The sequence below is a fragment of the Phormidium pseudopriestleyi FRX01 genome (assembly GCF_017313335.1).
Taxonomy (GTDB): Bacteria; Cyanobacteriota; Cyanobacteriia; order Cyanobacteriales; family Laspinemataceae; genus Laspinema; species Laspinema pseudopriestleyi.
Genome location: NZ_JAFLQW010000247.1, coordinates 1 through 13,002, shown reverse-complemented (window position 1 = coordinate 13,002; position 13,002 = coordinate 1). Strand labels below are relative to the sequence as shown.

At 47.4% G+C, this 13,002-nt stretch carries 12 protein-coding genes; 7 read left to right on the top strand and 5 right to left on the bottom strand.

Annotation, left to right across the window (positions count from 1 at the left end; genetic code table 11):
* Positions 1 to 7 precede the first annotated feature (7 nt).
* Complete coding sequence (locus J0895_RS09190; RefSeq protein ID WP_207087805.1) at positions 8 to 1,537, top strand: ammonium transporter; 1,530 nt, start codon at positions 8 to 10, stop codon at positions 1,535 to 1,537.
* A 74-nt stretch (positions 1,538 to 1,611) separates the two neighbouring features.
* Here J0895_RS09190 and J0895_RS09185 read toward each other — a convergent pair whose 3' ends face one another.
* Positions 1,612 to 1,854 (bottom strand): hypothetical protein, encoded by a 243-nt coding sequence (locus J0895_RS09185; RefSeq protein ID WP_207087806.1) that lies wholly within the window; start codon positions 1,852 to 1,854, stop codon positions 1,612 to 1,614.
* Here J0895_RS09185 and J0895_RS09180 point away from each other — a divergent pair.
* The 5 genes from J0895_RS09180 (at position 1,847) to J0895_RS09160 (ending at position 8,564) form a co-directional block, all read left to right on the top strand.
* Positions 1,847 to 2,617: an SGNH/GDSL hydrolase family protein gene (locus tag J0895_RS09180; RefSeq protein WP_340643483.1), complete on the top strand. Its 771-nt coding sequence runs from the start codon at positions 1,847 to 1,849 to the stop codon at positions 2,615 to 2,617. The two genes, J0895_RS09185 and J0895_RS09180, sit on opposite strands and share 8 nt — an antisense overlap.
* A gap of 149 nt (positions 2,618 to 2,766) precedes the next feature.
* The gene (locus J0895_RS09175; protein ID WP_207087802.1) at positions 2,767 to 3,972 is read left to right on the top strand and encodes a 4-hydroxy-3-methylbut-2-enyl diphosphate reductase; all 1,206 of its coding nucleotides are present in this window, start codon (positions 2,767 to 2,769) and stop codon (positions 3,970 to 3,972) included.
* A 375-nt stretch (positions 3,973 to 4,347) separates the two neighbouring features.
* The gene (locus J0895_RS09170) at positions 4,348 to 4,869 is read left to right on the top strand and encodes a DUF262 domain-containing protein (protein ID WP_207087801.1); all 522 of its coding nucleotides are present in this window, start codon (positions 4,348 to 4,350) and stop codon (positions 4,867 to 4,869) included.
* Positions 4,870 to 5,046: 177 nt separating this feature from the next.
* Positions 5,047 to 5,763 carry an MAE_28990/MAE_18760 family HEPN-like nuclease gene (locus J0895_RS09165; RefSeq protein WP_207087800.1) on the top strand — a complete coding sequence of 239 codons (717 nt, stop codon included), beginning with the start codon at positions 5,047 to 5,049 and terminating at the stop codon, positions 5,761 to 5,763.
* A 341-nt stretch (positions 5,764 to 6,104) separates the two neighbouring features.
* The gene (locus J0895_RS09160) at positions 6,105 to 8,564 is read left to right on the top strand and encodes an NACHT domain-containing protein (protein WP_207087799.1); all 2,460 of its coding nucleotides are present in this window, start codon (positions 6,105 to 6,107) and stop codon (positions 8,562 to 8,564) included.
* A gap of 19 nt (positions 8,565 to 8,583) precedes the next feature.
* Here J0895_RS09160 and J0895_RS09155 read toward each other — a convergent pair whose 3' ends face one another.
* Positions 8,584 to 9,471, bottom strand: a complete 888-nt coding sequence (locus J0895_RS09155; RefSeq protein WP_207087798.1) for a mechanosensitive ion channel family protein — start codon at positions 9,469 to 9,471, stop codon at positions 8,584 to 8,586.
* A 125-nt stretch (positions 9,472 to 9,596) separates the two neighbouring features.
* A complete protein-coding gene (locus J0895_RS09150) occupies positions 9,597 to 10,310 on the bottom strand; it encodes a class I SAM-dependent methyltransferase (protein WP_207087797.1) in 714 nt (237 codons plus the stop codon).
* 130 nt (positions 10,311 to 10,440) lie between these two features.
* Between J0895_RS09150 and miaB the strand changes: the two genes are divergently transcribed.
* Complete coding sequence (gene miaB, locus J0895_RS09145; protein WP_207087796.1) at positions 10,441 to 11,805, top strand: tRNA (N6-isopentenyl adenosine(37)-C2)-methylthiotransferase MiaB; 1,365 nt, start codon at positions 10,441 to 10,443, stop codon at positions 11,803 to 11,805.
* Positions 11,806 to 12,237: 432 nt separating this feature from the next.
* Here the strand turns inward: miaB and J0895_RS09140 are convergent, their stop codons facing one another.
* Together J0895_RS09140 and J0895_RS09135 are read right to left on the bottom strand one after the other, a co-directional pair.
* Positions 12,238 to 12,465, bottom strand: coding sequence for a hypothetical protein (locus J0895_RS09140; protein ID WP_207087795.1), 228 nt, complete (start codon positions 12,463 to 12,465; stop codon positions 12,238 to 12,240).
* Positions 12,462 to 12,770, bottom strand: a complete 309-nt coding sequence (locus tag J0895_RS09135; RefSeq protein ID WP_479724800.1) for a DUF433 domain-containing protein — start codon at positions 12,768 to 12,770, stop codon at positions 12,462 to 12,464. The genes J0895_RS09140 and J0895_RS09135 overlap by 4 nt, the downstream gene beginning before the upstream one ends.
* Positions 12,771 to 13,002 lie beyond the last annotated feature (232 nt).

Sequence of the window (13,002 nt, the reverse complement as noted above, 5' to 3'; positions counted from 1 at the left end):
TCCGACAATGACCTCTAAACTAAACTTCAGCCAGAAATCAAAACCCAGATATCGTAGGCGACGGTCTTCCCTTCGGAATGCCCCCCTACGCCGGGAGAACTCGATTTTTCAACAATTGTTCTCGGCGATCGGGAGACTCTCCCCTTCCTGGAAAGCCTGCATTCCCCTAGCCAGCATCATTTTGCTGCTATCAGCCTATACGGCGGTTGCCCAAGCCCCTCCAGGGGACCTACCGGAGACCTTAACCGACACGGAAGAACTCCGCATCGCCCTGGATACCATGTGGGTGGTAATCGCCTCCATCTTGGTCATCTTTATGAACGCGGGGTTCGCGATGTTGGAAACCGGCTTTTGCCGTCAAAAAAATGCCGTCAACATCCTCTCCAAAAACCTGATCGTCTTCGCCTTAGCGACAGTGGCATTCTGGGCGATCGGATTTGGCTTTATGTTCGGGGATGGTAATCCCTTCATCGGCTTTAGCGGCTTTTTCCTCGCCGGACCCGACAACAGTCCGGCGATCGAAGAGGCTTATGTTGGAGTCTTCGATTCTCTAAGCTGGACCGGAGTCCCTCTCGCTGCCAAGTTTTTATTCCAAGTCGCCTTTGCCGGTACTGCAGCCACCATTGTTTCCGGTGCTGTTGCTGAACGGATTAAGTTTGTTGACTTCTTAATCTTCAGTCTCTTACTCGTAGGAATTGTCTATCCCATCACCGGACATTGGGTCTGGGGTGGGGGGTGGCTTTCCGAATTAGGCTTTCTGGACTTTGCCGGATCCACCGTGGTTCACTCCGTGGGGGGCTGGGCTGCCCTGATGGGGGCTGCTTTCGTCGGGCCACGTCTCGGTAAATATCAAGATGGACGTCCCGTGGCGTTACCCGGACACAACATGAGTATCGCCACCTTGGGATGCTTGATTCTGTGGATCGGCTGGTTTGGCTTTAACCCGGGTTCGACGATGGCAGCTAACCACACGATCGCCCACATTGCCGTGACCACGAACATTGCCGCTGCTATGGGTGCCATTTCTGCAACCCTCGTGGCTTGGATGTACCTCGGCAAACCTGACCTTTCCATGATTATCAACGGCATCCTCGCCGGACTGGTGGCGATTACTGCCGGTTGTGATGGGGTCAGCGTATTTGGGGCCGCCATTATCGGGACCATCGGGGGCATTTTGGTTGTGTTCTCTGTCACCTTCTTTGATAGTATCCAAATTGATGACCCGGTAGGGGCGACTTCGGTTCACCTCGTCAATGGAATTTGGGGAACCTTAGCCGTGGGTCTGTTTAATGTAGAAAGCGGTTTATTCTATACCGGGGGTCTGGCCCAATTGGGGGTCCAATTCCTCGGTGTTGCCTCCGTTGGCGGGATGACTGTTCTTTTGAGCACTATTTTCTGGGTCGCTCTCAAATATTTCCTGGGTATCCGAGTCACCGAAGACGAAGAGTTGAAAGGCTTAGATATTGCCGAACATGGTATGGAAGCTTACAGTGGCTTCCTCAAGGATAATCGCGGGATGGCCGGGGGAAGTCCCTAAAGTAGCGGTGCAGTCTGCACCCTCAAATTTTAATCATTCGCTATATTTGCGGTCTTAGGAGGATTTTTAATACACTAGAAGTATCTCCTGACCGCATTTTTCTGCCTGAAGGTGGGACGAGTAGCGGTAAGCTTCCGGGCAAGGTCCGCTTGAAGGTGCAGAGTAGGTCGGGAATTTATTGTTGCGTAGCGATCGACGGCATTGCGTTTAAATTTGCGTTCAAACCCGGTTCTGTCTAAATTCGCGGTCATGTCCTGGTCAAAGATACCACCCTGGGCATTTTTATCCCTGGCAACGAATGGGATCTTGATGCTCACGGTCATTTTACTGATTGTCCGCGCTGAAAGTTCATCGTCTGATCTGCAAAATTTGTCGGAATTGCAGGGGAATGGTTCGAGTGCCATTGAGAATGCTTCGGGTTCAGAAAACCCAGGCATGGAGCCTCAGTTAGGTCCACGCCATCAGTGGAATTACGAGCAATGGTTGGCTCAGTTACAGCGGGAAGCAGAGGCGATCGCCGCGAATCCCCCGGAACGTCTCGGGGTTCTCGCCGGAGATTCCATCAGTCTATGGTTCCCCCCAGAACTGTTGCCTCCCCAACGCACTTGGCTCAATCAAGGGATTTCTGGAGAAGTCTCTTCGGGGTTGTTGAAACGGTTGCCTTTATTTGACAACAGCAACCCCGAGGTGATTTTTGTGATGATTGGCATTAATGACCTGATTCGCGGCGTTTCCCCGTCAGAGGTCCTCGAAAATCACCGGGCGATCGTTCGGGATCTCGTCTGGGTTCATCCCAACGCCCGGATTGTTGTCCAATCCATTTTGCCCCACAGTGGGTCCGGTGCCAGTTGGGAGGGCCGCGATCGCCTCCTGAATATCCCGAACGATCGCATCGGCGAGATCAATCGCGAACTCGCTGCGATCGCCTCGGAAGAAGGGGTCGAGTTCTTGGACCTATACCCCCTCTTCGCCGACTCCCAAGGCAACCTCCGCCTCGATTTAACCACCGACGGGTTACATCTGAACGAGCAAGGTTACTTAGTCTGGCGAACCGCGTTGATGGTATTTGACCCGATTTGAGGATGGGAGGATAGGGAGGTTCAACGTCCCGACTTGCTGTCGTTGTCTTTTGTTCAACGTCCCGACTCAAGTCGCTTCCCCCCATCTCCCCCACTCCCCGTAACCTAAGTCTTCTACAATCAAGAGAAAAGAAGCTAGGATTTCACGGCATGGACACGAAAGCTTTCAAACGCGCACTGCAAAAGTCTGATAACTACCATCGCAAGGGATTTGGTCACCAAGAAGAAGTAACCGGGGTGATGAACTCGGTTTATCAAAGTCCCCTGATTCAGCAAATCCGAGATAATCATTACACCTTGACTCGCGGCGAGGTTACCATCCGTCTGGCCCAAGCGTTTGGTTTTTGCTGGGGGGTCGAACGCGCCGTGGCGATCGCCTACGAAACTCGTCAGCATTTTCCCACCGAACGCATCTGGATTACGAATGAAATTATCCACAATCCCAGCGTTAATCAACATATCCAAGAGATGAACGTTGAATTCATCCCGGTTAATGAAGGAACAAAGGATTTTGAAGTAGTCCAACCGGGGGATGTGGTCATTTTACCGGCCTTTGGTGCCACGGTTCAAGAAATGCAGTTGCTCAATGACAAAAGCTGCACTATTGTTGATACCACTTGCCCTTGGGTTTCTAAGGTTTGGAATAGTGTAGAAAAACATAAAAAAGGCAATTACACTTCCATTATTCATGGCAAATACAAGCATGAAGAAACTCTAGCCACCAGTTCTTTTGCTGGAACTTACTTAATTGTTTTGAATATGGCCGAAGCGGAATATGTTGCCAATTATATTCTCGACGGTGGGGATAAATCGGAATTCATGGCAAAATTCAGTAAAGCTGTTTCCCCCGGATTTGACCCGGACCGAGATTTAACACAAGTTGGCATTGCGAATCAAACGACGATGCTCAAAAGTGAGACGGAACAAATGGGCAAGTTGTTTGAACGGACGATGATGAAAAAATATGGTCCGGCAGCGTTAAATCAGCATTTTCTGGCTTTTAATACCATTTGCGATGCCACTCAAGAACGCCAAGATGCGATGTTGGATTTGGTCGAGGATCAAGTGGATGCGATTGTGGTGATTGGGGGGTATAATTCCTCGAATACGACGCAGTTACAACAAATTGCGATCGACCGAGGAATTCCCTCTTATCATATTGATAGTGCGAGTCGGATTCTCCCGGGAAATCGCATTGAACATAAACCGCTTTACCAAGAGTTAGAAATCGCCTCAAATTGGCTACCGCCAGGACCCCTGGTAATTGGGGTGACTTCCGGTGCTTCAACGCCAGATAAGGTAGTTGAAGAGGCGATCGAGAAGATTTTTGCCAGTAAAGCTGTGGCAGTGGTTTAAGACTTGCGATCGCGGAGGATTTAGGGATTAACCCGTGGAAGCCTGCCTGTGCGGGTTTCCACTTCAGTCCTTCTTCATTGATTCTCTCAAGGTGCAGCAATGCGTTTCTTAAAAACTCTCCGGCAAAACGGGTCTATTCTAACTCGATTGCCAATCGCCAAAACATCCCCCTTGTTAAGAGAAGGCAAAGCCTTTCTGACATCAAGTTAGACTGTTCCAGTTTATGCTAAACTAAAAAAATTCCATTTTTCATAAAAACAACATCCTGAAACTGAAGGGCCAGTCATAATCTGCCATTCAACTAGATGAGTTGGCTAGGTTTCAAAGATATAGATAGCGTGATGTAAGTCCAATCAATACCCGAGCAGAGTCATAATGTCTAACACAGTAAAAATAGAGCGCATCCTTGTAGCTGAAGAACAAATTGATACTCACAGACGAGCCATTGACTATGATACGCGAGCCTACCCCATAGAAATCATCGTTCAAAATTTTTTAGAAAAAGATGAGGAGGGTTGCAGTCAGATTTACGTGCCGGAGTATCATCAAGAAATGAATTGGGATGTTAGATGTCAATCTCAATTCATTGAATCTATTCTGCTGGGTTTGCCTCTGCCTTCAATCTTGGTGGCTGAAATTGAAAATACAGAGAGATTGGAAATTGTTGATGGGGTTGAAAGAGTCAGAACTTTAGCGGCTTTCATGACGAATCAGTTGCGATTAGAAAACTTAACGGTGTTAGATTCCCTGAATAATTTTTGCTTTGAAGATTTGGCTCCATCACGGCAGAGAAAATTTAAAAACACTCCAATTCTAACCATTGTTCTGTCAGAGAAAGGAGATGAAAGAGTCAGGAAGGAGATATACAATCGAATCAATAAGTCTGGTCCACTTTAGCCTGACAAAAACAGGCTGATTTGTGGTAGTAATCTGACCGCAATTTATTGGATACAGATGCTCGGCTGGCTGATTCCTGACTTTCACCAACCCCATTGTTCGTTTTCATACACCCCCATCCGAGAAGACTCTGGAAAGAATCGAAGCGCTAAAAAATCCGATTATCAATCACCGTCTATGAAAATGTTTATCCGAGAGTTTCAGAGGAGAGTGGCTGAAATAGACAAGTATTTTGAATTAGTAGATAAAATGGATGAAATTGATAAACTTGGATCGGGTTCTGGGCGTTCCATAATTTTCCCTACGACGGGTCCATATACAGTGGATATAGAACTCCAAAAAATTTTGAAATCTCATTGCTATTTACTGCTTTATAATTTAATTGAGTCTTCTATCAGAAATGGGATTATGGCTATCCATGATGCCATTGCGATTGAGCAATTAACCTACCAAGAACTCCATCCCAAAATTCAGAAATTGTGGTTACTCAACGATTTGAGTAAAAGTTTCCGAGATGCAACGATTAAGAAAGAGACGATCGCGGACAATCTCCAGGAAGCCCTTCAAGTGGTTGTAGATAATACCGTCGTTACTTTAGACCCCAATAATATCCCGATTTCAGGCAACCTAGATGTTCAGACTATTAAAAGTCTCATGGAAATGTATGGAGTTTTTGGGCCTTTGCCATTTTCGGAGAAAATTATTCATCCTGTGCTTAATTTTGTGGTAAAAATTCGCTGTGACTTAGCACATGGAAATGTTTCTTTTTCGGAGGCTTCCAATCAAATCCTTTGGAGTAAATTGCTTGAGGAAAAAGAAAAGATAGTGAGATATTTAGAGCAAGTGTTACAAAATATTGAAAATTACATTGACAATCACAGGTATAAAACATAAATTTGAAAATTGGGATACTGATCATTTGCTATATCCGGTTAATTATCATGGAGGGAGTGACCTGGCGGTTAGGATCCATCCCTGTCCCTCGCTCAATTTGGACGCTACGGCAAAATCGGGTCCCCGGGACAATGCCTGGGAGGTGGCAGCATTCCTGGAACCCTATTAACGACAACCTATCAACCCTCCGGATTTTCATCAACCGGGGGTCAGATTCAACCGACACCCACAACGCCTTTTGGGTCTGTTGTCGAATCTTCTAACTTTTGCCAGAATGAAAATATCAAACATTAAGTTCATAATAGGGCTAATCCTGAATTAGACCCAAATTTTTTTATATTATGATTCCCCGAAAAACGATTGTTGCGGATGCTGCTACCAGTATTGCCCAAATTGCTACGGATACTCTGTTGGAAGATAAGAGTAAATTGTTGGGGATTTTTCCCCGAACTCTGGATAAAAAAACCAAGGAGGCGATCGCCGCTGCCTCCCAGACTTATGTCAACCTCTATCTCCAACGGTATGCCACGATTGAGCTGTTAGGAACTCGCGATCCCATGCCGTTAGAATCTCTCTATGTGGAGATGCAGGTGAGGGAGATAGATACCCCGGAAATGGCGAACTTAAACGCTTCAATAGTTGAGTCTACTCTCAAATCCCCGATCGCCCTGCTCAATGAACGGGATGGGGTGATGCTCTGGGGTGCGCCCGGTTCAGGAAAGTCTCTCTTACTGAGGAAAATCGGCCTAGAAGCCCTCCGGGGAACCCGGTTTGGGGAGGTGTTCAGGCGCAGCTATATTCCGGTGTTTATCCCGGTTAAAACCTTGAATGGTGTGGAGGGGGAAATTGAAAAAGCGATCGCGGATGAGTTTCGTCGCTGTAGTTTCCCGGCGGTGGATCGACTGGTTCGAGAGGCACTGGATCAAGGTCAATTCTTGATTTTACTGGATGATTTGCATACGATTCCCTCGTTTGTTATCCCTGAAGCGATCGCCCGTCTGGAAGGGTTTATCGAAACCTATCCCAAAAATCGCTATGTTGCTTGTTCCCGATCTGGAGTCTTTAACCATCACTGGCATAGCTTTCATCCCGTGGCGATCGCCCCGTTAGACGACGCACAACAGGCGAGTTTGGTCCGACAGTGGTATAACACCCCCTCCGCTACAACCCCGAGTGGCGACTTGCTGTTAGCGGATTTACAACGCCCGGAAAATGCTCACGCCCGTTCCTTGGCTGAGTTCCCCCTCTCACTAACATTGCTCTGCTTGGTCTATGATCGGTCTCACTCTATCCCTGAAAATCGGGCAGGGCTTTATTTGCAGACTTCTCACATTCTGCTAGAAGCAGCGGGAAACATTCCCACGGCCCCGGGATCTGCGGCGAGTCCTGAAATGAATCGGGAATTGGCAAAATTGTGGCTGGCACAATTAGCCTTCCGCAGTGCGATCGCTGAACGTTCGGTTTTTTCCGGGGCCGATTTGAGCAGTCGAATTCCCGTGCATTTGTTAGATTTGCATAAAGATGAGTATTTTCCCTTTTCTGTCCCAACAAATGTCAATTCTAACGCCACGGAAAATTCAAACAAAAATCCCCCATCTCTCAACCCGGCACATAAAAATTCCTTGCCCCCGGTTCCCACAAATCTACATAAAAAGGCCAATCATCCCTCGAACAAAAATCCCTCGACATCCCTGACTACTAGCATTTCTGAAAACCGCCATCGGGTCGAGAAAATGCTGGAAAAAATTGCATTACGGTCCGGTTTGCTGGTGCAAATTGGGCCGGATCGCTTTGCCTTTACCCAAGTGACTTGGCAAGAATATTTTACCGCAATTTATATCGATACTTATTATTTAGCCGCTCAAATTTCGGCTAAAAATCTGACCTTGCGCCACTGGCAAGAAGTCTTTTTATTTGTGTCCGGGATACACTATCCCACGGCGGATAAATTACTGATTTTAATGGAATCAGCGGCTCAAAAGTACCTGAAAACCAGTAAATTGCGATCGCTCTTGCGATGGGCCTCTGAATCCACCGAGGGCGATAGTGGCCCACTTCCTCCGTCGGCGAAAAGGTCTGCAGCGCTGTTTTTAGTGTTGGGTTTAAACGCGACTTTGGAACCAGATTTATCTTTAGAAAATCCCTATCCTACGGATAGCCTGATTCGGCAATTGAAGCAGGGGTGGGAAGTAGAATCTCCGGGGAATGTGGCGTTAAGTCTGTGCGAAATTTTGGGGTTTAATTTGTCTGAACTTATCACTCGTGCAGGCACTCTTTCCGAGGATTTTACCAAAAATCTGGCCTTTATTTGCGATCGCCCTCTGGATGTGGAAAAATCAGCCGGGGAACTGACTCGGGACCTGGCCCGAAAATTGGCCCGCGATCGCACTCGACAATTGGTTCTGGATTGGGATTATTTACTCGATTCCACCAGCAATTTTGCCCTGGATCGCGCCGGAGATTTGGCTTTTGTCAGCATTCTGACTCGCTTGGTGGAAGAGGTGGGAATTTTTAAAGATTGTCAGGAGGCGATCGCCGCGTTGCAATCCCTGCAAACGGAGATTCCCGATACCAATGCCGCCTATCAAGTGCATTATGAGTTTCGCGATCGCATTCGCCAAACTTGGTTAAATGCCCTCAATTTTTCCAGCGATCGCCTCAAGTTATCCCCAGAGGAAAAGCAGGCATTAGGGGATTACTTTTATGCCAACGGGTTGATTGTCCGCTGCTATCATGCGGCATCGGAAGTCACCCCCTCCACCTGGAAAGTCATCCAAGGCCGAATGCTGCGCGGAAATTAGAAATTCCCCCTCGGTTGACTTAGATGCGATCGCCATTTCCCGAAACGGGACTATTATCGGCAAACTTTTCTTGGTCATAATAATACAGGGTGCGGATGGGATAAGGAATATTGATATTGGCGCGATCGCAAGCAGCTTTCAAGGCGATCGCCACCTTCGTTTGAGTCCGCCGTACCGAAGGTTTATCCGGTTCCGTCCAATACCGCACCATCATATCAATTGAACTCTCCCCAAACCCCAAAACATCAACTTCCGGTTCCGGTTTCGATAACACCCCCGGAACCTGGGACACCGCATCCAGTAGCGTATCTACTGCTTTCGGTAATGGAGTATTATAATCCACCCCAATCTCTAAATCCGTGCGCCGACAGGAAAACGCTGTCCTAACTAGCACCACATTGGTGAAAACTGACGCATTAGGAATAACAACTCGTTCCCCTTGATAAGTGCGAATTTGCGTCGAACGAATCGCAATTTCTTCAACCGTTCCCTCATATCCTTCTACAACAATTTGGTCTCCGAGTCTAAAGGGTTCCTGCAATAACAGCAAAATTCCCGCTAGGAAATTTTTAAAAATATCCTGAAAGGCAAAACCAATGGCAACAGAACTTAACCCCAATAACCCAATGATATCTCCTAATGCCAAACCTGGAAACGCCAAAACACAGGCTACAATAATTCCCACGGACCATGCTGCAACATACGCCGTTTGAACCATTAACATTCGGAGGGATTGACTCTTAAAAACTCGCCGTCCTGCCGCCATCGTCAGACGACGAACCACATTGGCTGCATACCAAGTTACACCCAACACAACCAAAGCAATCAAAATTGCCGGTATCAGTGCCACACCTTGAGCAATTAAGTTAATGAGAGTCGCTTGTATTTCTTGCAAAACTGGATTCATATTAATTCTTGATTTAAAATTTCAGAATGCTTACTTTTTGACCGTTCCCCTCGAAAGTGTAGGTTCAAACCCACCGCTTCCATGAGGATTGCCATAGAATTCAGGACCATTAATGAATTCCATCATCACGGTTTTATCCCCGTCACTCCAACTCGCGCATCTCCCCAACGATGGATTTTAATCTCTGCAAAGCCCGATCGCCTCGCATAAGTTTCTAATTCCTCACCCGTCGAACACATACTCAAATAAGCAGGACGTTGGTCAATCGGATAAGCATACCCTGCCATAAACACATCCCAGCCATGACTGGAAGTCAAATCCACATTATCAAAAAAGCACCGTCCCCCGGACTTTAACACTCGAAATGCTTCTTTTAAATACTGATAGCGGTCCCATTCATACAGGTGCATAAACACGACAGTACAGTAGACTAAATCAATGGAATTATCAGCAATTTCCGCTAACCCCACCCCACTCAATTCGATTAATTCAATATTATCCAACCCGTCCAGACGTTGAGCCGCATATTGAAGCATATTCGCCGAAATATCAGTGCCAATCCATTCCTGACATTTGGGACTTAAAAACTTGCCAACTCGACCCACCCCACAACCAATTTCTAAACAAATATCCTGGGATTGAATGCCGACAAAATTCTCAATTCGATTCACCGTATTGAGGCCCGTCCGGTCTAATTCTGCCTCATCCGTATGTCCGGCGACATAGAGTTTGGCCTCATCCATATTGGCGGCGAGGTTGTCCCAAGTGTCCTTATATTGCGATCGCTCCTGAATCATAACGCTCTGATTTCCATTCCCAGTGGGTAAAATTGACAGCAAGCTTTATAATAATAGTTTATGTTTGCATCCGAGTCATGGCTTGGACCGGGGCGATCGCCGCCCATAGCCGGTTGAGTACCCGACTGCCATTGACCCAACAGGCCCGTTCATTTGCGAAAAATAGCACGTTATGTCCTCTATTCCTCGTCGTTACCACATCACCACCTTCGGCTGTCAGATGAACAAAGCTGACTCCGAACGCATGGCAGGTATCCTGGAAAATATGGGGTTCCAGTTTTCCGAAGACCCCAACCAAGCCGACCTCATCCTCTACAATACCTGCTCAATTCGGGATAATGCCGAGCACAAAGTTTATTCCTACCTAGGCAGGCAAGCTAAACGCAAACTCCAACAACCCAACCTCACCCTAATCGTTGCCGGTTGCGTGGCACAACAGGAAGGAGAAGCGCTACTGCGCCGGGTGCCCGAATTGGATATGGTCATGGGACCCCAACACGCCAACCGCCTAGAGGATTTGCTCGAACAGGTGTTCGCCGGAAACCAAGTGGTGGCGACAGAGGCGTTGCATATCATGGAGGATATCACAAAACCGCGTCGAGATAGCCAAGTTACCGCCTGGGTGAACGTGATTTACGGCTGTAACGAACGCTGCACCTATTGCATTGTCCCCTCAGTGCGTGGCATCGAACAATCCCGCACCCCGGAAGCCATCCGCGCCGAAATGGCAGAACTCGGACGCCAGGGATATAAAGAAGTGACCTTACTGGGTCAAAATATCGACGCCTACGGCAGAGATTTGCCGGGAACTACACCGGAGGGACGGAATTTACATACCCTCACGGATTTGCTCTATTTCGTGCATGATGTACCGGGAATTGAACGGATTCGTTTTGCCACTTCTCACCCCCGGTATTTCACGGAACGATTAATTCGGGCTTGTCAGGAATTACCGAAGGTTTGCGAACATTTTCATATCCCTTTTCAATCTGGGGATAATGATATATTGAAGGCGATGGCTCGGGGTTATACCCATGAAAAATATCGCCGCATTATCGAGATGATTCGCCGCTATATGCCCGATGCTTCTATCAGTGCTGATGCGATTGTGGGGTTCCCTGGGGAAACTGAGGAGCAGTTTGAAAATACGCTGAAACTGTTAGAAGAGATGAGCTTTGATATGCTCAATACCGCTGCCTATTCCCCGCGTCCCGGGACACCAGCGGCAGTGTGGGAGAATCAGTTGAGTGAAGAGGTCAAGAGCGATCGCCTGCAACGGTTGAATCACTTAGTATCTATCAAAGCTGCCGAGCGATCGCAGCGGTATCTCGGACGAATTGAAGAAGTCCTAGTCGAAGAGCAGAATACCAAAGACCCCACTCAAGTCATGGGAAGAACACGCGGCAACCGTCTCACTTTCTTTACCGGGGATATTAATCAGTTGAAGGGACAGTTAGTCCAGGTGAAGATTACCGAATCCCGCGCCTTTAGTTTATCCGGCGAGGCAATTTCCGTCCCTCAACCGGCTTTGGTTTAAGGGCGAATACCGCCTAGGTGAGTTGTGGAGAACCCCGGGTTTTTTACCGGGGGATATATTGGGAGTGTTGGGTGCTGTTTGGGAGTGATAAAGATAGCAAAATGCTGTTTATAAAGAAAGCGAGCAAGATGCTCGCACTCCTTAAACCCTAGCCCTGTCAAGGTGTATTTGTAGGGGCGCAATGCTTGCGCCCTTGACCGGGCGCAAGCATTGCGCCCCTACGTGAAATCACAATTTTTTGTCATCAAATTTACCACCAATTCAGAGCTACTCCTTAAACCCTCTTTTGCCTAAGTCTTCTGTATCATTCAATCAGACCAAATCCGGGTATCAAAAGTCGTTTTTATAGAGACTTTTTAACTAATTCTCTCACTTAGGTAGACACAGAGGCGGTTGATTGTTCGTTGTCGCCATGATTTAGTCTTTTATTCCCTAAGACTGGGGCAGTTTCTGCAACGGGCGAGGAATGCGATCGAGTATAACCTCATCCTCCTCATCCCAGTCTGATGTTTCTGGTTCCAGAGCATCAAAGGCATCGTCAGTCCTGCCGATCGCCCCTTGTGCGGGAACCGTAGTGATATCCAGACCCCGCGCTTTGAGAAGTGTGGCAACTAAAGCCGATATATCCTCATCGGTGTAAAGTGTTGCAGTAGATGTCATCCTGCCCTCAACACCGACTTAACAGATGGATGGACTAATTCATCAGGTACGCGATTTTTTTCAATGTACTCATTAATTTCCCCTTGATTATCGAGATAAAAACTCAAGACATCAAACACTTGCGCTAAAGTCAGATGAGGCAAATGGCTGAGAATTTCTTCTGGCATAATGCCCATCTGCCATAGCCCCACAATGGCGCGAACTGATGTCCGAGTGCCCGTGATAATAGGTTCTCCGCCTAAAATCTCAGGGTTGCGATTAACATACCGTGACAAGGCTTTAGTCGCCATGATGAATTGCTCCATTACTGTACTCTCCAGTCTAGCAACAGCGATGGTCAAAGGGGGCTTCGGGTAATGTAGAGGCGATTCGAGAATCGCCAGTCCAAAAACCCTGCCTACGCCCGCTAATACAACCAAAAACCTTTTAACAACCAAATTTGGGATTAAACGCCAAATGTAGAGGCGATTCTCGAATCGCCAGTCCACAGATAAATCTCCTAAACAACTCCTAAATCCATGTCAAATGGAGTAAAAT

Excerpts from the sequence above, each read along its gene's own strand:
- J0895_RS09165 (WP_207087800.1), top strand. The coding sequence starts at position 5,047 with ATGAAAATGTTTATCCGAGAGTTTCAGAGGAGAGTGGCTGAAATAGAC.
- J0895_RS09140 (WP_207087795.1), bottom strand. The coding sequence starts at position 12,465 with ATGACATCTACTGCAACACTTTACACCGATGAGGATATATCGGCTTTA.
- J0895_RS09180 (WP_340643483.1), top strand. The coding sequence starts at position 1,847 with ATGCTCACGGTCATTTTACTGATTGTCCGCGCTGAAAGTTCATCGTCT.
- J0895_RS09135 (WP_479724800.1), bottom strand. The coding sequence starts at position 12,770 with ATGGAGCAATTCATCATGGCGACTAAAGCCTTGTCACGGTATGTTAAT.
- J0895_RS09190 (WP_207087805.1), top strand. The coding sequence starts at position 8 with ATGACCTCTAAACTAAACTTCAGCCAGAAATCAAAACCCAGATATCGT.
- J0895_RS09170 (WP_207087801.1), top strand. The coding sequence starts at position 4,348 with ATGTCTAACACAGTAAAAATAGAGCGCATCCTTGTAGCTGAAGAACAA.
- miaB (WP_207087796.1), top strand. The coding sequence starts at position 10,441 with ATGTCCTCTATTCCTCGTCGTTACCACATCACCACCTTCGGCTGTCAG.
- J0895_RS09155 (WP_207087798.1), bottom strand. The coding sequence starts at position 9,471 with ATGAATCCAGTTTTGCAAGAAATACAAGCGACTCTCATTAACTTAATT.
- J0895_RS09160 (WP_207087799.1), top strand. The coding sequence starts at position 6,105 with ATGATTCCCCGAAAAACGATTGTTGCGGATGCTGCTACCAGTATTGCC.
- J0895_RS09175 (WP_207087802.1), top strand. The coding sequence starts at position 2,767 with ATGGACACGAAAGCTTTCAAACGCGCACTGCAAAAGTCTGATAACTAC.